General features: G+C 34.0%; 11 protein-coding genes. 3 read left to right on the top strand and 8 right to left on the bottom strand.

Annotated elements, in window-relative coordinates:
* Positions 1–270, bottom strand: a 270-nt coding sequence (locus tag WBQ70_RS06600; protein WP_423912002.1) for a GbsR/MarR family transcriptional regulator, incomplete at its 3' end; no start/stop codon positions are given.
* Positions 271–615: 345 nt separating this feature from the next.
* On the opposite strand from WBQ70_RS06600, the gene WBQ70_RS06595 reads away from it, so the two are divergent.
* The 3 genes from WBQ70_RS06595 (at position 616) to WBQ70_RS06585 (ending at position 6,654) form a co-directional block, all read left to right on the top strand.
* On the top strand, positions 616–2,067 hold the full coding sequence (locus WBQ70_RS06595; RefSeq protein ID WP_423911999.1) for a hypothetical protein: 1,452 nt from the start codon (positions 616–618) through the stop codon (positions 2,065–2,067).
* A gap of 179 nt (positions 2,068–2,246) precedes the next feature.
* Entirely contained in the window at positions 2,247–5,468 is a 3,222-nt protein-coding gene (locus tag WBQ70_RS06590) for a LodA/GoxA family CTQ-dependent oxidase (RefSeq protein WP_423911996.1), read from the top strand.
* A gap of 4 nt (positions 5,469–5,472) precedes the next feature.
* Complete coding sequence (locus WBQ70_RS06585) at positions 5,473–6,654, top strand: NAD(P)/FAD-dependent oxidoreductase (protein ID WP_423911993.1); 1,182 nt, start codon at positions 5,473–5,475, stop codon at positions 6,652–6,654.
* Positions 6,655–6,718: 64 nt separating this feature from the next.
* Here the strand turns inward: WBQ70_RS06585 and WBQ70_RS06580 are convergent, their stop codons facing one another.
* The 7 genes from WBQ70_RS06580 to WBQ70_RS06550 all read right to left on the bottom strand — a co-directional run.
* Positions 6,719–10,435, bottom strand: coding sequence for an SNF2-related protein (locus tag WBQ70_RS06580; RefSeq protein ID WP_423911991.1), 3,717 nt, complete (start codon positions 10,433–10,435; stop codon positions 6,719–6,721).
* A 276-nt stretch (positions 10,436–10,711) separates the two neighbouring features.
* Positions 10,712–12,544 carry an OmpA family protein gene (locus WBQ70_RS06575; protein WP_423911989.1) on the bottom strand — a complete coding sequence of 611 codons (1,833 nt, stop codon included), beginning with the start codon at positions 12,542–12,544 and terminating at the stop codon, positions 10,712–10,714.
* 15 nt (positions 12,545–12,559) lie between these two features.
* The gene (locus WBQ70_RS06570; RefSeq protein WP_423911987.1) at positions 12,560–13,486 is read right to left on the bottom strand and encodes a PorP/SprF family type IX secretion system membrane protein; all 927 of its coding nucleotides are present in this window, start codon (positions 13,484–13,486) and stop codon (positions 12,560–12,562) included.
* A 35-nt stretch (positions 13,487–13,521) separates the two neighbouring features.
* The gene (locus WBQ70_RS06565) at positions 13,522–15,882 is read right to left on the bottom strand and encodes a gliding motility-associated C-terminal domain-containing protein (RefSeq protein WP_423911985.1); all 2,361 of its coding nucleotides are present in this window, start codon (positions 15,880–15,882) and stop codon (positions 13,522–13,524) included.
* Positions 15,883–16,295: 413 nt separating this feature from the next.
* The gene (locus WBQ70_RS06560) at positions 16,296–18,323 is read right to left on the bottom strand and encodes a M3 family metallopeptidase (RefSeq protein WP_423911983.1); all 2,028 of its coding nucleotides are present in this window, start codon (positions 18,321–18,323) and stop codon (positions 16,296–16,298) included.
* 60 nt (positions 18,324–18,383) lie between these two features.
* Complete coding sequence (purE, locus tag WBQ70_RS06555) at positions 18,384–18,869, bottom strand: 5-(carboxyamino)imidazole ribonucleotide mutase (RefSeq protein WP_423911980.1); 486 nt, start codon at positions 18,867–18,869, stop codon at positions 18,384–18,386.
* Between the two features lie 89 nt (positions 18,870–18,958).
* A partial coding sequence (locus WBQ70_RS06550) for an ATP-grasp domain-containing protein (RefSeq protein WP_423911978.1) occupies positions 18,959–19,425 on the bottom strand: 467 nt, incomplete at its 5' end.

The following is a 19,425-nucleotide window of genomic DNA, read 5'->3' as shown; positions in this document are numbered from 1 at the left end:
ATCTAAATCTTTTTCGGCAGTGAAAAATTCTCTGCGTTCCCCTGCTTTGTATTCTTTGTAAACTATACCCCAATCCATCAAAGCTCTTAAATTCATACTGGCATTTCCTCTCGAAATTTGTAATTCTTCCATTACATCTTCCATAGAAACAGCTTCGTTAGATATCATTAATAAAGCATGAATCTGTGCCATGGTTTTATTAATTCCCCATTGAGAACCTAATGCTCCCCAGGTTTGTATGAACTTATTTTTTGCTTCTTTGAATTCCATAGTACAAATGTATATAAAAGTTTTTAAACTTTCAAAAATAAATGAAAGTTTATTTTAATAAAGAATAAATGCTTGATGTTTATTGGTTTGAATAAATGTAGTTTATGGATAATGTTTTTTGTGTCAAAGAAATCTAATCTTATAACATTTTCCCACTTAATAGAAACAACTTAATGTAGTTTTGATTTGGAGAATACAATTCGAAATTTGGTTTAAATAAGGAAGCTGGAAATAAAGTAGCCCTCAGTGGATTAAATCCATATGCAGAGACCTGTTTTTAGCTCTTTTTTAAATCGAATAATTTGGTGGATACTATTACTCTACAACTAATTAACTTTAAAAAAAATGAAAAAAAAACTCGTTATTATTAGTCTGTTACTTGTTACTATAGTGGCAGTGTTGTTGTTTTTTAACAGAGAAAAAGGATTGCTAAAAGATCAGTATGAAAATGTTTCTACAGATTCTTGTGAGTGTCAAGCCAGTTGGTTTCCTCACGATCAAACACCACCTCCAGAAGAAGGTGATGGAAGTCCGTTTGACACCAGTAGTACTACGAATTGTATTTTTCATCAGTGGTCTTGGCAAAAATTTCTATGGCTTACAAAACCTTTGGCTAATGGAAATCCGTTGTTTTTAGATTCATTAAATATTGTTAGTCCTGAGATGGAACCTGTTAGTCCTCAACTAGGGCTTAAATTGGTTTTGAGCTCAATAAATCAAGCGGGGTCAGATGGTGTTTTGGTATCTAATCCAAAAAACAATAAACAAATCGTAGCTGATACCGTGTTTTATTCGATTCACGTAAACGATGCGTTTATAAAGAAAGCTATTTCGATGGCTTCTCTTATTCACAGTGGTAAATTACCGTATTCTAATCTAGAGACTTTCCCAGTGGGGGCATTTGAATTAAAAGTTTCTTGGATTAATGTTAATGCTATTCCTAAGGAGAAAATAGCAACGTATTTTACTACCCAAGCCGCTTTTAAAAATGCAAAAGGACAATATGAAATAAAAACAGTTGCCTTATTAGGGATGCATGTAGTAGGCGTTGTAAAAAACCATCCAGAATTTATCTGGGCAACTTTCGAGCATAGAGATATAGCTCCTGTTTATGACTGGAAGAACAATACAGTGGCTTCAGCTGCTGAAAAATTGTTTTATGAAAGTGGAACAGCTACAGGGTTACAAGGAATTAAATGGGATTCTAAGAATAAAAAGCCTTATGTAGCTAATAAAGCATTTATCCTTTTTGACTATGGTGTGCCTAGAAATTCAGGTACTAATGCCTTTATGAGTACCAGCCAATCAGAACCTATGAATTTTAATAATATTGATACGATTAATAAATGTGTAGAATCTAAGTTGACTGATGTTTTCAAAAATTATTTCTATAATGGCTCTATTTGGTTGAATACTGATGGACTTAGTTCAACCAATCAAGCAAAGGCAATCGTAACAAGAGATATCACTAGTGCGTTACCTGATTCATTAGTAAGAGGGTCAACAAATCTTGCTAATATTACTATGGAAACCTATACACAAACGTTTAAAAATGATATTCATAAGATTGATGCGGCTAGTTTAGTGAACTGTTTTACTTGTCACCAATCTGAAAATTTTGACACGATTCATAAAGGAAGATCACCTTTGTATTTAAGTCATGTATTTGGATCTTATTTATATACAACACAACCTAAATTATTGAAAGGAGAAAACAATGCGAAAGAGAAACATATTGAGAAAACACGTTTATTGAAGATTCAACAATTTCAAAAATTTGTTCGTGCCAAAAAATAAGGATTGTCGTTATTGACTTACTTTTTTAATAAAAAATAAGTCAATAGTATTCTTTGGTAACGATAAATATTCAAATAAAAACGATAATAGTTATTTTAAATTCAATTGTTTATTGTAATAAAACAACTACTATTGTGTAAGTAATAACTAACCTACTAGAAATTATAAATAGCAACTGTATGAAAGAAAAGGAAAACCTAAAATGTGAATCCATAGATGGAAAAAAACCAACTGCAAATAATATAGCATGTTGGGACAGTGCAGGAAACACTGAAATAGTAACACAACGTCTAAAAGAGATGTTTGTTGAGATGGGCCAAAAAACAAAAATTGAAATGGGTCAAAGTCCAGCTGAGAGAGCTGTTTTTCGTAAACAACACGGAATCGCTTATGGTGTTTTTACAATTAATGAGGATATAGCACCAGAATATAAAGTAGGTATTTTTTCGGGAAAATCATATGATTGTGCTGTGCGTTTTTCTAGTGATACAGCTCCAACTTCTCCTGATTTGCATTCAACATTAGGAGTTGGTTTAAAACTTTTTGGAGTGGATGGACCAAAGCTTTTTGGTGAAGGAACCAATGCAGATTTTATTTTTCAAAATATAGATCGATTTTTTGCTCGGGATGCACAACAAATGTGCAGTTTTACAACAGCAGGAGTCGTAGATAGAGATTATGATTCATACATAAATAAGCACCCAGAAATGGCTGGTATTCTAAATGCTATGTCGAAAGTAGAAGCGAGTTGTTTGAGTGCCGATTATTGGGCAATTTTACCATTTAAATTAGGCGATTTGAATGTCGTTAAATATCGTTTAGTTCCAGCCGATACAGATAAGGGAGCTCCTTTTGATAATGTAAATTATTTAGGACTTGATTTACAACAAAGATTAAGAAATAAACCAGCGAAATTTCGTTTTGAAATTCAGCCCCGTACCAATAAAAAATCAATGCCTCTTAATGACGCACAGGCAGTTTGGAGTACAGATGAAAGTCCCTATGTGTGTATTGCCGAATTATATTTTCCACAACAGGATATTTGTGCCATTGGTCAAGAGCAATTTGGGAATAGTTTGGCCTTTAATATATGGAGAACATTGCCAGAACACGAACCATTAGGGTCAATTGCTGAAGCTAGAAAAGTAGTTTATGCCGCTAGTGCAAAAGCACGTCACCAAGCTAATGGACAACCACAACAAGAACCGAAAGAAATCAATCCTTCCTTTGAAGGAGATACAGATGAGAATAGTGACTGTATTGTTAGAGCAGGTATATATCCACCTATTGGTGTTATGCGTGTAGGAAATAGTGAAAATGACTATTTCATAGGCCCATTAGTATCCGATCCAGAACCACAATCAGATGTTTATGCTTATCGAGACAAAACGGGTGCACTAAAACGTCAGGCTGCACAATTTAGAATTTATGGTTTCAATGCGGCTGGTAAAGCGATCAAAGAGTTAACGCTTGATAATGCTAAAATAACTTGGCATTCCCATTTGGCTAATCAAAAATCGTCATGGTACCAATTTCAAATGGCTTTAGATATTCCTGATGCTGTCAATGCACCAGCTTCTATGCTTAGAAATATAGATGTCAAAGACCGAGATACTCTTTTAATTGATGGCGGGGATCAAACTGTTTTTAAGGCTAACGTGAATAGCGGACATGCTTTTGTTGGTCAATTTCAATCAAAAGAGGTATATTTAGGCGAAATGCATACGGATGAAAAGGGACGATTAATAATGCTAGGAGGACGTGGAAAATCTGAAAATACCAAAGGTGATATTGCTATTACTTTTGCTAATAACGAAGGATGGTATGATGATATTTCAGATGGACCTGTAACGGCTGAGGTAGAGTACAATGGTGTAAAACTAAAAGTGGATCCTGCTTGGGTTATTTGTGCACCACCTGATTATGCACCCATGCAAAAATCTGTACGTACAATGTGGGATTTAATGCGAGATGTTGCTGTAACAAGTGGAATGCTTGTACGTCCTGCACGTCCTTCTTTTTCTAAAGATATTTTACCTATTTTTGAGAGAATGACCAATTTGCAATGGGTAAATGCTGGGTTTGCGGCTGCATTTGGTTGGGGAGGTCAATTTAACTACACAACTACAGAATGGATAAAAAAATTAAATGATCCTTCACCTGCCAATTTAGAAATGCGCCGTACGATTTCTAATAATTTCCGTCGTTACAATGTTTCAGGTGCTGAAGCTCCACAACTTTGGCCTTGGATGTATGGAGATGCAATCAGCATACCATCACAAGGTTCCGTTCGCCAACATGCTACGTTGTCTAATTTGCAATTGTCCTTTTTAGACCAATGGGTAAAAGGAGATTTTGATGCCGATTTTATAGATAAAACAGGCTGTCCTCATACTCCGCCACCAATTACTATTGATCGTTTGCCAGTTGCAGAACAACCCGATATGTTGACTAAGGCTGCTATGGAATTTTGTCTAGCAGATGCTTTTCATCCTGGTTGTGAAATGACTTGGCCTATGCGTTCTTCGGGAATGTATATGGCAGCATTTAGATTGAAGCACGCTCCTAAAACGCCACCAGTAAATTCATTTTATTATGGGGCTGAAATGAATAGTGATGTTTTAACATTGGCTAAAGGTCCTATTTTAGGAGGTCAAGTTGCTGGAGGTGTTACGAGATGGATGGCTATTCCTTGGCAAACAGATACGGCTAGTTGTAGGGATGGCTATACTTCGGATTATGATCCTTATGTACCTACCTTTTGGCCTGCCAGAGTGCCTAATAATATTTTGGATGAAGAACGTTATAAAGAAGCGATAAATCCTGAGTTGTCAGAAGAGACACGTAAACAGGCTTTTGCTTATAGAACAGAATGGCTTGTTGATTTGCCTCTTGACGGACAAGACGCTAGTTATACCAATCAGATAAACAGTATGGTTAAGTATTTTGATAAGTTAGCCATTGTTCAATCCCGTTTGGGGACGCCAAATGATGGGGACTTTCCAGCCAAAATGCAGGTGGGTATTGTGCCAAGTGCCGAACAAGAACATGAGTTATTTAAACTAGTAAAAGAAGATTTGGATACCTTATTTAGCAAAAAACAAGGTTGGAATCCAAGTTTAAAAAATCTTTTAAACAGTAGTATTGATCATTTGTCAACAAAAAGAATGTTAACAGAAGAGGAGCTAGAAAGTCATTCACATGATGAATTAATTTCCTTATTAGAAGTGGAATTAACGGATGATTTAGAGAGAACGCCTAGTGTACAAAGGCTATTAAATCTTTTAGCTTCTAAAAAATCTAAGAAAAATAAACTAATAAAAGGGATTAATAAAGTTCAAGGTGTATCTACTGGTATTCCTGAACAATTAGGTCGATTCTCAAGATTTATTCCTAAATAAGAAAATGTTGAATACTACTATTGAAACTGAAATTGTTATTATTGGTGCAGGGATAGCGGGTTGTATAGCCGCTATTTCCCTTGCCCAATCGCATCGAGTTGTCCTTATTGATAAATTAGAAAGTCCTGTGGATCGCATTGGTGAATGTTTAGCACCTGCGGCTCGTAGAATTTTAAAAAAGCTCAATCTGTTGGAAGAATTTGAGAGTAGTATTTCAATAAATGAATGGGATCATGAGAATGGTAATCTTCATATAAAAAATAGAGGAACACAATCGTATTGGGGGAGTAGCCAAGTTCATATTGTAGATCCCTTGCGTAATCCTGATGGGTTTGGTTGGCACCTAAATAGAAAAGCTTTTGAAGATTTTCTTAGGTTTTCAGCAGCAAAACGCGGTGTGCAATGCATATGGCCTGCAAAACTACAAGAGAGTCGGTTTGATGATGAAAATTGGATAATCAGAACTAAAAAGATTGATCAGAATTTGCAAACAGAGAGCCATACGATTAATGCTAAATTTGTAATTGACGCTAGTGGTAGGCAGTCCCATTTTGCTAGGACACAGGGAGTAGTTCGCAATCATTTTGATAAACTCATTGCATGTTGGATAACGATGAAAAACGCTGAGTTAAACAGCATGAGTACCATTTCAACATCAAAACTGGGTTGGTGGTACAGTGCTCCACTACCTAATAATAAACGAATTATTGCTTTTCAAACGGATTCAGATCTAATTGAAAGAGCTACAGTCAAAGAGTTAGATTTGTTTATAGAATCGGCCAAAAAGAATCCAGAAATGGAGAGGTTTTTGGAGAAAAACACAAGTGAAATTCAATTTCATGGTACTGTTGCCGCTAATTCGAGTAAGTTAAATCAAGTGACAGGGAAACAGTGGGTTGCTTTGGGTGATGCGGCTGTTAGTTTTGATCCTCTTTCATCACAAGGCATGTTTAATGCGATGGCCAATGCAATGCAACTTACAGAATTATTATTGGCACTAAACCTAGTGAAAGAACCAACGGAATCTAAAAACAGGGTGTTTTATGAAATTTATTCCCAACAAATTAATCAAGTATGGGAGCATTATATGAAACATAAAAACATTTTTTATAATCAAGAAAAACGTTTTAAAGATGAAGCATTCTGGTCAAGAAGGCATGTAGATGAATTTAATAAAAATACATAAGCTAATAAGATAAAATTTCTTCATTAAAAAAAAACCGAAGTAGACATACTTCGGTTTTATCAATTTATGAAAAAAATGATTTTACTTGATCCACATCAAAAGATTTTTTCTCTTCATCGACAGTAATAATACATGTGGCAACGGCTTTCTTCTTGCCTTGTAGCAAAGCTATTTTTTCTTCGATTGTGTCTTTGCAAATCATGCGATAGGCCATCACTTTTTGTTTTTGTCCAATACGGTAACAACGGTCAATGGCTTGATTTTCTACAGCGGGATTCCACCAAGGATCGACTAGGAAAACATAATCGGCTTCGGTTAAATTGAGCCCTGTTCCTCCAGCTTTTAGACTTATTAAAAAGACACGAATGGCTGCGTTATTCTGAAAATTGTTTACTTTTTCTTCCCTGTTGGTTGTTTGTCCGTCAAGGTATTCGTAATGAATCTCTTCATTGTCTAATCTACTTTTAATGAGTTGAAGCATTTTTACAAATTGAGAAAAAACCAATATTTTATGATTTCCAGTTTTCTCTTTGATGTTTTCAATCAATAAATCTAGTTTTACAGATTGATTTCCGTAATCTTCTTCATCCGAAATTAAGGCAGGAGAATTGCATATTTGCCTCAATTTTGTCAATCCTTCTAAAATATACATTTGGGCATTTTCTACGCCGTTTTCGTCTATTTTATTAATGAGGTAATCTCGATATTTATTTTTAAAACTATCATAAACTTTGCGCTGTTCATTGCCCATTTCGCAATAAATAATACTTTCTGTTTTCTCGGGAAGTTCTTTGGCGACTTGTTCTTTGGTTCTTCGTAGTAAGAAAGGAGCAATCATTTTACTCAACAAATGGGAGGCTTCATGATTCTTTTCTTTATCAATAGCATCGGAAAATTCCGTTTTAAAATGAGTCATATTACCCAATAAACCTGGATTAATGAAATTCATTTGAGCGTACAAATCAAAGGTGTTATTCTCTATAGGTGTTCCTGTAAGTACTAATCGGTTGTATGAATTTAATAAACCAACCGCTTTGTAACGTTTAGAATTTGGATTTTTTATAGCTTGACTCTCGTCCAAAATAATATAATTGAACTTGAAATCTTTCATGAACTCCACATCATTTAATAACGAACCGTAAGTAGAAATAATCAAGTCATATTTTGAGAAATCGTCTTTATTGTCCATACGATTTGAACCTACAAAAGCCAACATTTTCAGCGTAGGGCAAAATTTAGCGATTTCGTTTTTCCAGTTAAAAATTAAAGAAGTTGGTGCGATAATTAAAGAAGGCAAGCAATTTTTATCTTTTAGTTTTAAATATTGTAAAAACGTGATCGCTTGCAATGTTTTTCCCAGTCCCATATCATCTGCCAAGCAACCACCCAATTGATTTTTATCTAAGAACGCAAGCCAATTTAAACCGTGGTGTTGGTAATCTCTTAATTTGGCTTTGATGCCTTTTGGAATTGCAACTTCTTCAATATTCGAAATATTTTGTAAGCGTTTCTTCTTTTCTAATAATTCGACTAAAAAAGGCGGCTTTTTCTCCATCTCTTCGAAAAGCTCATCAATAATTCCAAATTGATAATTTGAAAGTTTGATGCCATCTTTCTTAATTTCTCCAACTTTGAAATAATTAGAGAATTTTTTCATCCATTCTTCTGGCAGAATTCCAAGTGTTCCATCTCCAAGTGCAACAAAATTGGTTTTCTTTAGAAAAGCTTTTTGAAGGTCTTTCAATCCTACTTTTTGATTACCAAAACTAATGTCAATTTCCAAATCAAACCAATCAATATCTGATTTTAAGCCAACTTTAATTATGGGCTTATTGATGTTAAATTTGAATGATTTTAGATTGTTTGCTCCAAAAACCTTCATTTCCTGTTGATGCATTCTATCGGTAGCATGTAGCATCCAATAATTTTCCATCAATTGTTCTGGAGTTAGAAAAAAGAATTCGTCTTGCTCTGCAAATGCAGGGTGTAGTCCTCTAAATTCTTCTATGAAATTATCTTCAAAGGATTGATTTCGTTCTTTATATAAAATGCTTTTCTTGTTGTTTTTATCTTTAGAATTTTCGAGAAGCATTTCATTAGAAAAAACTGGAACTAGCTGACTTGGATATTGAACAGCAGGTTTGAAAACAATGTATTGTCCTTCAAAATCAGTAATGTAAACGTGTTTTTCAATATCTATTTCGGCTGTTTTTGATTTGCTTTTTTTGAAAAGTGCCGATTGAATTTCAAATTTTTCAGACAATGGTTTTACTATTTTTTCAAAAAAATCAGGAGTGTCTTTTTTTAGGTAGTTAATTTCCGCATAATTAATAAAATGGTTGAGGTAAATGGAAAGTTTTGCATCATTTATAGGAAGTATTACTCCATCTACAAAAATGAACAATGGCGTAATTTGTATTGTATTACTGTCTAAATTATAGTTCTTTTCATTTAGTGATACTTTTGCTTTTAAGGTATAGAAATAAGCCGTTTCGCTTATTGTAAAAAATAACTTTATCGTTTTATTGTCATAAACACAAGGAGTTAAATTTTTGCGAACAAGGTTTTGATTTCCATCATAAGTGTAGCTGAAATTGTTTTGCAAAACAGTCACAAGTTCTTGTGCAGATGCGATAGCTTTTTTTAAATAAGTTACCTCTTTGGTAGATTTATATTTGGATAATGTTGTGTTGACCTGCATCGTTTTCACTATCAAACTTTGCTCTTCATCCGAGTTGTAAAACATCAAAGCATCCTCAAAATTATAAGTGTTTATTCTTGTAATAGAAGATGAAAAATCAGTTTTGGTTTTATTGTATTTGGCTTGAAAGAGAATTAGTTCTTGGAATTTTTTTCTTTCAAATTCAAAACAAACTCCCAAACCAAAATCATTATCTTTATTGTTTAAAGTAGGTAAATTTATGGTGGTTTCTACCTCATCTGTCTTGAATATTTTTGAGTAATCTCTAGAATCAGTTGTAATGTTCTTGGCTTTTGGTGTGGCTTCAAAACCTTTAGTAGAGAATTTAAAAGTAAAAAGACTATTATAGTCATCATCAGTATTGAAGCCATATTTAGCAATGGCATCTTTTGTTTTTTCTTCGATATAATTTTGAGTAAACAAATTTTCGCCAAAGACATATACAATTTCCTCTAGTGCATTGCTTGTGTGTTCACACGGTTTTTTTGCCTTTGTACAACTACATTCACATTCTAAAATTTCGGTTTCTGGATTGTATTTAAATGATTGTTGGTATGTGTTCCAACCAGAGACTTTTGTTATTACCTCCGTTTGTGAGACTGCAATTATTTTATATTCATCATAATTGTATCTATGATATTTTTGGATAACAGTCCAATAATTAATAGTGTTTAATGTTATAATACCATCGATTAATTTGGCTTGGTTCGGTTTTAGTTTTTCGATTTTGTTTACAGTTTCAAGAGGAAGTTCTTCAAATAGAGTGTAGTTTTTGTCTTTCTCAGGAATTATTGTTGGAATAGCACCATTGTAATCTTCTATAATTATTTTTAAAGAGGCAATTATATGTTTGCAAATACCAGGATAGGTCTTTTTGTATGGACAAGTACATGAAGTGCTTATCTCATCATTTTCTAAGCTTATTTTAATAATGTAATCTTGATCACTAGTTCCTACACATTTAAGCTCAAATTTAGTAGTAGAATATTCAGTAATTATTGGATATACATAATGTGAATTACTCCTTGAATTAGGATTGCTATGTGTTTTGATGTATTTTTTTATTCCTTTGATATCCATTCTAATTTTTCTTGTTCAAATTTATAGAAATAGTATTACTGTAAAAAGTTATTTAAAATAAAAAACCGAAGTATTGCTACTTCGGTTTAAAAGGGAATATATATTAATTCGTTGGATGCAACGAAAACCTACTGAAATTTAAAGTTAATTAAATTAACAATGTCAGTCTTAGACTGCCTAAGACTTCTTATGGGTTTCATTTTGACAAGCTCAATATGGTAACAGTTGTACAGTTTAACTATAAATAACTATTACACCCAATGGCTTAAATTAGTATTACTTTTTGATAAGTTCTAATTCACATTTTCTTTCTTTAGCACTAGCTTTTATACATTCCTCAGAGTTACCACAGTTAATTACTGCTTTAGACTTTCCGTGAGCGATGTATTCCATTTTTTCAACTGGAATTCCTTTAGATGTCAAGTACTTTATAACAGCAGTAGCACGGTCTTCGGATAGTTTCAAATTGTATGGAGATGTACCAATAGCATCTGTATAAGCATCAATTTGAAGACTCATATTGGGATTTGCATTAATAATAGTAATAGAAGAATCTAGACTATTTTTATTTCCATCATCAATTTTAGATTGATTAAAATCAAAATAAACCGGTTCAAGTACTGGTTTTTTTGGAGTATTTTTCACTAAAGGAATGTCTTTTTTCAAATCGGTTTCACTAGCTAAGAAGTTGCTGCTGTTGGCAGTGTATTGGTCGTTATTAGCTACAATTGTGTATGTTGTTCCTGGTTTGATTTCGAATGAATATCTACCATCGTTACCTACAGTGATTTTTTCTGAAAGATTAGAACTGTTAGTCAAAGAAACTGAAGCTCCTGAAATAGGTTGATTTGTACTTGAATCGACAATAGTTCCATTTATAAATGATTTTATAATGGTGTTGCTAAAGCGATAAATGTTATCAACCAATGCACCTTCTCTGTTTGAAGCAAAATAACCTAATGTTTTATCTCCATTGATGATGAAAGAAAAATCATCAGATTTACTATTAATTACATCCCCTAAATTTTGCGGTGTTGAAAAAGTGTTATTAGTTAATTTACTTTCGAAAATATCAAAACCACCCAATCCTAAAAGTCCTTCGGAAGCAAAATATAAAGTATTGTCATTACTAATAAAAGGGAATTGTTCCGCTCTATTGGTGTTTATAGTAGTTCCTAAATTTTTAGGTTTACCATAAGTTCCATCAGAATTAACTGAAACAACATATATGTCCGTGTTTCCTATTGATCCAGGCATGTCAGAAGCAAAATACAATTGAGTACCATCAGCACTTAATGAGGGATGAGCTACAGAATAATCATCCCCGTTAAAAGGTAGTTCACTGATGTTTCCCCATGCGCCATTGTTTAATGTCGCTTTGTAAATTTTCATTTGTGTGATTTTATCGTCATCCTTTTTCTTTTTACCGTTTACGTTGTTGTTTCTAGTGAAATAAACGGTTTTGCCATCTTTACTAAATGACGTATTTGCTTCGTGGATATCAGAGTTAAGACTTTTTGAAAAAGCTTTCGCTGACTGCACATCTCCATTATTTTGGATCGTACCCACATAAAGATCTAGATAGGGTTGGTTATTCCATTTGTAAATTTTCCCATCACCACGTGATGAAGCAAAAACAAGACTATCTCCATAAAAACTTGGTGCAAAATCAGATGTTGTTGAACTAGCCGTTATCTTTTCGATTTTAGAAGTAATGTTGCTGTTGTTTTTTAAGTTTTTAAAATAATCAACAGTATTTATTTTTTTACCAGTAGCCTTTTCGAAGTATAGATCTGCATTTGCATAATCTCCTGTACCTCTCAAGGTTTGGTTGTATTTGAATAAATAATCAGCACTTACTTTTTTGCCATAATTTTTCACTAAAGTAGCATACCATTTTTTTGCTTCGGGTAGATCTTTTGTGTTGTAATAAGAGTCCCCTAGTTTCTCTAAAACCTCTTGTGATTTAGGTTCTATTTTTAAAAGTTCAGGAATCGCATTAGTATAGTCTTTTTGGTTTAATAAATGATCAACCTTTTTTAAGTTTTGTGCTCGAGTAAGTGTTGTAAATACTACAAGAGTCAACAATATAGTTACAATTTTTTTCATTGTCATGTGTTTTTATTAAAAGAATCTTGGAGATTTGTCGTACCCTCTATTGAATAATGTTCCTAAGTCGTATAAAAGAATAAATTCATGAGATGCTGAAGTAACAGCATTCAAATTATTCGTGATACGATCATACGCATATCCAATTCTTAATTCTGGAGTTACTCTAATATTTAGTAGTCCACTAATTGATTCTTCTAAGCGATAACCTACGCCTAATTCAATTCGATTGTTGTATAATACATTTGCGGTAGCATCTACAGCTATTGGTGCACCTTGAACATATTTAGCCATAAAGGCAGGTTTTAGCTTAAATTGATCACTTAGATCTACTACATAGCCGGCTGTCAAATAAGAAATCATATTTTCTCTCCCTACATACTTTCCGTTACTAACATCGATGTGCTGTGGGTTTAATAAGTTGGCTAATGATAATCCCGCGTAGAATTTTTCGGTGTTATAATAAGCACCTAGTCCAAAGTTTATAAAGGCCTTAGAAATATCATTTTCAAATGATTTATCAGGTGTAGCAGATTCTAATTTTACAGAACTAAAGTCTGTATCATAGATATTAACACCTGCTTTTAATCCAAAAGATAGGCTTCTTTGATTTCCTAAATTCAATTTATAGGCATAATCAGCATTTATATTTTTTGAGTTTAAAAAATTTCCAACTTTATCATTTGTGAAAGATATTCCCGCTTCAACATTATCTGTGAAAGCTTTGTGAGCAAAAAATGCGGTGGTTTGTGGGCCATTAATTTCGGTCCATTGCCTTCTGTGTATTAATCCAAAGTTGATTGCTTCTGTTTGTCCTGTAGTGTATGCAGGATTCACAATACTCATATTATACATATATTGAGTAAATTGTGGGGTTTGTTGCGCTTTTATATTAATAGAAAAACCAACAACTAATAGTGTCAAGATTATTTTATTTTTCATTTACATCGTAAGATTTAGTAATTCTTAATTTTAAATTATCTGCTTAGGTATATTTCTCCTTGAGCAGGTTTTTTACCTTCTATATTGAATGTAATCAGATAGTAATAAACGCCAACGGGAACTAACTCCCCTTTACCATCATTCTCACCATTCCATTCAGGGGTATTTGCATCTCCTTTGTAAACGATTCTTCCCCATCTGTTAAATATTTTGATATTAAAATTAGGGTATAAATTTTTGATATATGATGTAGAATAAGTGTCGTTTACGCCATCATCATTAGGGGAGAATCCAGTGTAAATAATGTCTTCAGGACATTTAAAAACTACTGTAATAGCTTTTCTTGAAGTGCTTTCACAACCTGAAATATCATTAATGCTTCCTGCCCAATACGTTTCATTTGTTTTTAGCTCAGAAGTTGGAGCTAACGCTGTGATTGATGTTTCAGATTCATACCAATTAATAGTACTTCCTGTAGTTGTTGTGACAGTTAAGTCATTAAGGACTGGAATGTTTTTTAATGGACAAAATTCCATTGTTGGTTTTGGTATCGTTACTAATCCAGCGGGATCTTTATAAGTTGCAGTTACCATATTTCGTGGTGAACTAGTACAACTTGATAAAGAGGCATCTACATAATAAGTAGTTGTAGCCGTCAAGTTAGGAATTACTAATGATGTCCCCGTTCCCACTAAATTTCCTCCAGTTAATGCGTCGTACCAGTTTATCGTACCAGTTGAAGCGTTTGCTTCTAAAGTTACTGTACCTGGGCCACAAGTTGATGCGTCGTTAGTAGAGGTAATGGTAGGAATAGAATTTGGTACAGCAGTAATTTTAGTTCTTGAAACACTAGTACATCCAGATAGAGTTGCATCTACGTAATAGTCTGTTGAAGCGCTAATGCTTACAGTAATTGATGTTCCAGTACCTATTAAATTTCCTCCAGTTATAGCATTATACCAGTTTATAGTTCCAGCTGAAGCGACTGCATTAAGTGTCGCCGAATTTGGAGTACAGTCAGCAACTTGAGTAGTTGATGTTATTGTAGGTGTAGTTGTCAAATTAACTGTTACTTTTAAACGAGCAGGACTTGGACAGCCATTTGTTGATTTTGCTTCTGCCCAATATTCACCACTTGCCAACGCTGTGGAAGCAATCAAAGGAGTTGTTCCAATTTCCGTACTATACCATGAAACATTAGTGCCAACTACTTGTAAATTTCCAACAGTTGGATTTTCTGTCGAACAGAAATTTTGTATAGCATTTCCAGTAGGAGTTGTAGGAATAGCGTCTGCAATAACTTCATAAAATAATGGTAAAGTTATTCCATTCGTAAGCATGTCTAATCTGTATTTTTGACTACCAGCCGATGCAGTTATTGTTAAATCTCCTTTCGTTTCTCCTGGGATTATTTCGTATAAATTAGTCGTTGTATTTAATTTATACCATTGAAGACCCGTTGTGGCTGTAAATTCAAAAATAGGGTACGATTCATGTACATTTGTATTCCCTGCATCATTCCATTGGGAACCTCTATTTTGAAACTCAAATTGAGCATATGCTTCTATGTTTGTAGGGCTAAATTGATATAACAACCATCCAGGCGGTACTCCAGGATTTGGGGTATAATTGTTAGGTTCGCCGGCTGACCAGTTCATGTATGAGTCAGTAACTCTAGCTCCATTAATCCAATACCATCCACCATAAGTGTCTTTTGCTTCAGAATAACTAAATGCATCTTCATATTGTTTTAATCCTAGCCAAAGAGCGATATTATCATTTCCTGTAAAACCTTTGCTTTGTAATCCACTATAAACAGCAGTTTCTTCAGCTTGACTGTCTACTATGTACATAGAAGCTCCTGGGATACTGCTAATAAGTGTATTGGCATCTTCCCAAGTCATTGCTGTCGGTTTTATGTAATAGGTAGAATTTCCATATTGTGTTACTTTGGTTAAGTTTAAACCACTACCATTTGTGTTTTCTGCGGTAAATTGTTCTTCAGAAAGAATATTGTTAGCCGATATTTTTACTACATCTCCTGTACAAACAGTGTTTGGTTTGTCTGCAGAAATAGTTGGTGAAATTTCATAAACAATAGTTTTTAATCTAGTTTGAATTCGAGCTTTGGGAGAGGTTTCTAGATAATAAGTTTTCCCGGTTTGAAGAGGGGTTGTTGATAATAAAGCACTTCCGCCAGTAAGTACATCATACCAAGCAGCTGATGACCCTGATGGGAGATCAATTACTTTTAAGTCAGCAACTGTGAAAGTCTTAGTGACAGAGTTTAGGTAAGTGAACGTTAGTTCTACTTTTACTTCTTGTGACCAGGAAAAATTACTAAGAAGAAGTAATACTCCTAAAAACAATAATTTTTTTAGGTTGTTTTGTTTCATACGGGTTAATTTTTAGTTGTTAATTTCGTTGTTAATTAGATAGAATTTTAATAATTCTTAAAAAACTCTTAATAAAATGCAATTTAAGGACAATAATTAAGATAAAATTTGGGATATTTATCTCTTTATTGCTCTTTTTTACCTCATTATTAAGGTTTTTAATTTTTAAATAGTTCCTTGAACGTTAATAAATAGTTATTTTCTAAATAACATTTATAAGGAGCAAACTTAAATTTTAGTTATTTTAAATATGTTTTTACTGACTGGATTTAAACTAGACAAACCATTTCTTTATCAAGTATTCTCTATTATATTGAAAGTAATAGAAGGGTTAATTTGTTTTTGTAGCGGATTATTTATGCATAAAAAAACCGAAGTATCTCTACTTCGGTTATAAATCAAAAATCAGAAACTTACAATAACCCCGCTCTTTTCAACAAAGCATCAGGTTTTGGTTCTTGACCTCTAAAGCGTTTGTACAACGTCATCGGATGTTCCGTTCCTCCTTTAGAAAGAACATTTTCTTTAAACTTAGTAGCTACTTCTTTATTGAAAATTCCTTTTTCTTGGAAGTATGCAAAAGCATCAGCATCTAGGACTTCTGCCCATTTGTAACTATAATATCCTGAGGAATAACCCCCTTGAAAGATATGTGAAAAAGCCGTACTCATCGCATTTTTGGCTACATCTGGGTATAATTGTGTGGCTGCGAATTGTTCTGTTTCGAAAGTTTTTACATCTGTGATTGCTGTTGGATCTTGACCATGCCATCCCATGTCTAACAAACCAAAACTCAACTGACGCATCGTTGCCAGTCCTTCTTGAAAACTCGCGCTTTCTTTGATTTTTTGTACATATTCCATCGGAATCATTTCTCCAGTTTGGTAGTGTGTGGCGAACAATGCCAAAGCTTCAGGCTCGTAGCACCAATTTTCCATTACTTGACTTGGCAACTCAACAAAATCCCAATATACCGAAGTTCCTGATAAACTTGGGTATGTTGTGTTAGCTAGCATGCCGTGCAATCCGTGTCCAAATTCATGAAATAAAGTGGTCACCTCGTTAAAAGTTAATAAAGATGGTTTGCTTTCTGTTGGTGGTGTAAAATTACAAACATTCGAAATGTGTGGTCTTTCGTTAACATCATCTTTAATATATTGCGATTTGAACGAAGTCATCCAAGCGCCATTTCGTTTTCCTTTTCGAGGGAAAAAGTCGGCATAGAAAATAGCGACTAAGTCTTTGTTTTTGTCGGTTACTTCATACGTCATTACTTCTGGATGGTATTTGTCAATGTCAAATACTTCGGTAAAAGTCAGTCCGTATAATTTTTGAGCAATTGTAAAAGCACCATTTAAAACTTTTTCTAACTGGAAATAAGGTTTTAGTTTTTCATCATCAAAATCAAATAATTTTTGTTTTAATTTTTCAGAATAATACCCGCCATCCCATTTTTCTAAAGTTTCGAGTCCATCTATTTCTTTGGCGAAAGCCGACAACTCTGCGAACTCTTTTTGAGCGGCTGGTTTGGCTTTGGCCAATAAATTATGAGAGAACGAAAGTACTTTTTCAGGACTTTCAGCCATACGTTCTTCCAATACAAAGTGTGCGTGAGTAGCATAACCTAATAGTTGTGCACGTTCAAAACGCAATTTGGCAATTTTTAAAACTATTTCTTGATTGTCAAATTCGTTATTTTGAAATCCTCTCGCACCAAAAGCAATCGCTAGTTTTTTACGCAATTCACGATTATCAGCATACGTCATAAACGGAATATAACTCGGGTGATCCAACGTGAAAATCCAGCCTTCTTTGTCTTGGGCTTTTGCCAAAGAGCGAGCGGCTTCGATAGTGCCTTCGGGTAAACCAGCAAGATCTTTTTCATCAGTCAAATGCATTTCGAACGCATTGGTTTCAGCCAAAATATTTTCACCAAATTGCAAACTCAACTTAGATAACTCTTTGTCGATTTCGCGCAGTTGTTTTTTCTTGTCTTCGGGTAAGTTGGCTCCGTTTCGAGAAAAGCTCTTGTATTTTTTATCTAATAATGTGCTTTGTTCAGGTGTCAGTTTTAACGCTTCTCTTGAGTCGTAAACTGCTTTTACACGAGCAAACAATTCAGGATTGAGACGAATATCATTACCAAATTCCGATAATAAAGGCGAAACTTCCTGAGCGATTTTTTGCATTTCGTCATTGGTTTCAGCCGAATTCAAATTGAAGAAGATACTTGATGCACGATCTAAAATATCACCGCTATAATCCATGGCTACAATAGTGTTTTCAAATGTAGGGGTATCGGGATTATTTGCTATAGCTTCAATTTCGGCTTTCGCCAAAGCAATTCCTTCTTGAATAGCGGGTGAATAATCTTCGTTTTTTATTTGAGAAAAAGGAGCTGTATTGTGCTTTGTATCAAAATGTTGGGTTAGGATATTCATTTTTATGTTTTTGCTGTAGGGACAGGTCGCGACCTGTCCGTACCTGTTTTTTAGTAAAGATTAATTTTTCAGTGAAGCCGAAGCCTTTATCACTGCTTCTTTCAATTCTAATTTATAAGCAATTATGCGATCAAGTATTTCTTTATTACTACTTCCGATAATTTGAGCAGCTAAGATTCCAGCGTTTTTTGCACCGTTAAGTGCTACAGTAGCAACAGGAACGCCACCTGGCATTTGTAAAATAGACAAAACCGAATCCCATCCATCAATAGAATTACTTGATTTTACAGGAACTCCAATTACAGGAAGTGGCGACATTGAAGCAACCATTCCAGGTAAATGTGCTGCCCCACCGGCCCCAGCAATAATTACGGATATACCACGTGAGTGTGCATTATTACTGAAATCAAATAATTTCTCTGGAGTTCTATGAGCAGAAACAATATCTACTTCTGTTTCGATTCCAAATTCTTTTAATATATCGATGGCATCTTGCATTACGGGCATATCTGAGATGCTTCCCATGATTACGGCTACTTTGCTCATGTTTTTTATTTTATTTAAAAATTGAAAGATTTAAAAATTGAAAGATCGCTCTTTTTATTTTCAAATTTTCAAATTGTTATATTTTCAAATTAACTAATCACTCTAATAGTATTCTTCACATCCTCAGCAATTCTTCTTGCTTCTTTGATGTCTTCGTTTACGATGGTTACGTGTCCCATTTTTCTAAAAGGACGAGTTTGTTTTTTTCCGTAAATATGTGGTGTAACACCGTTCCATCCTAAAATGGTTTCGATGTTTTCATAAACCACATTTCCAGAAAATCCTTCGGCACCTACTAAGTTGACCATAATTCCAGCAACTTTACTATCGGTATTTCCTAAAGGTAAATCTAATACCGCACGTAAATGATTCTCAAATTGAGATGTATAACTGGCTTCAATAGAATAATGACCCGAGTTGTGTGGACGAGGAGCAACTTCGTTTACAATGATTTCATCGTTTTCGGTTTGGAACATTTCCACCGCTAATAATCCCACATGATTGAATTTCTCCGAAACATTTAAGGCGATAGCTCTTGCTTTTTGCGCAACAGTAT

The sequence above is a fragment of the Flavobacterium sp. genome (genome assembly GCF_049590715.1).
Taxonomy (GTDB): Bacteria; Bacteroidota; Bacteroidia; order Flavobacteriales; family Flavobacteriaceae; genus Flavobacterium.
Note: the sequence above shows the minus strand (reverse complement) of the source record. Positions and strands in the feature narration are given on the sequence as shown.

Bases quoted from the DNA above. Each gene is read 5' to 3' on its own strand.
- WBQ70_RS06595 (WP_423911999.1), top strand. From the start codon at position 616: ATGAAAAAAAAACTCGTTATTATTAGTCTGTTACTTGTTACTATAGTG.
- WBQ70_RS06590 (WP_423911996.1), top strand. From the start codon at position 2,247: ATGAAAGAAAAGGAAAACCTAAAATGTGAATCCATAGATGGAAAAAAA.
- WBQ70_RS06585 (WP_423911993.1), top strand. From the start codon at position 5,473: ATGTTGAATACTACTATTGAAACTGAAATTGTTATTATTGGTGCAGGG.
- WBQ70_RS06580 (WP_423911991.1), bottom strand. From the start codon at position 10,435: ATGGATATCAAAGGAATAAAAAAATACATCAAAACACATAGCAATCCT.
- WBQ70_RS06575 (WP_423911989.1), bottom strand. From the start codon at position 12,544: ATGAAAAAAATTGTAACTATATTGTTGACTCTTGTAGTATTTACAACA.
- WBQ70_RS06570 (WP_423911987.1), bottom strand. From the start codon at position 13,486: ATGAAAAATAAAATAATCTTGACACTATTAGTTGTTGGTTTTTCTATT.
- WBQ70_RS06565 (WP_423911985.1), bottom strand. From the start codon at position 15,882: ATGAAACAAAACAACCTAAAAAAATTATTGTTTTTAGGAGTATTACTT.
- WBQ70_RS06560 (WP_423911983.1), bottom strand. From the start codon at position 18,323: ATGAATATCCTAACCCAACATTTTGATACAAAGCACAATACAGCTCCT.
- purE (WP_423911980.1), bottom strand. From the start codon at position 18,869: ATGAGCAAAGTAGCCGTAATCATGGGAAGCATCTCAGATATGCCCGTA.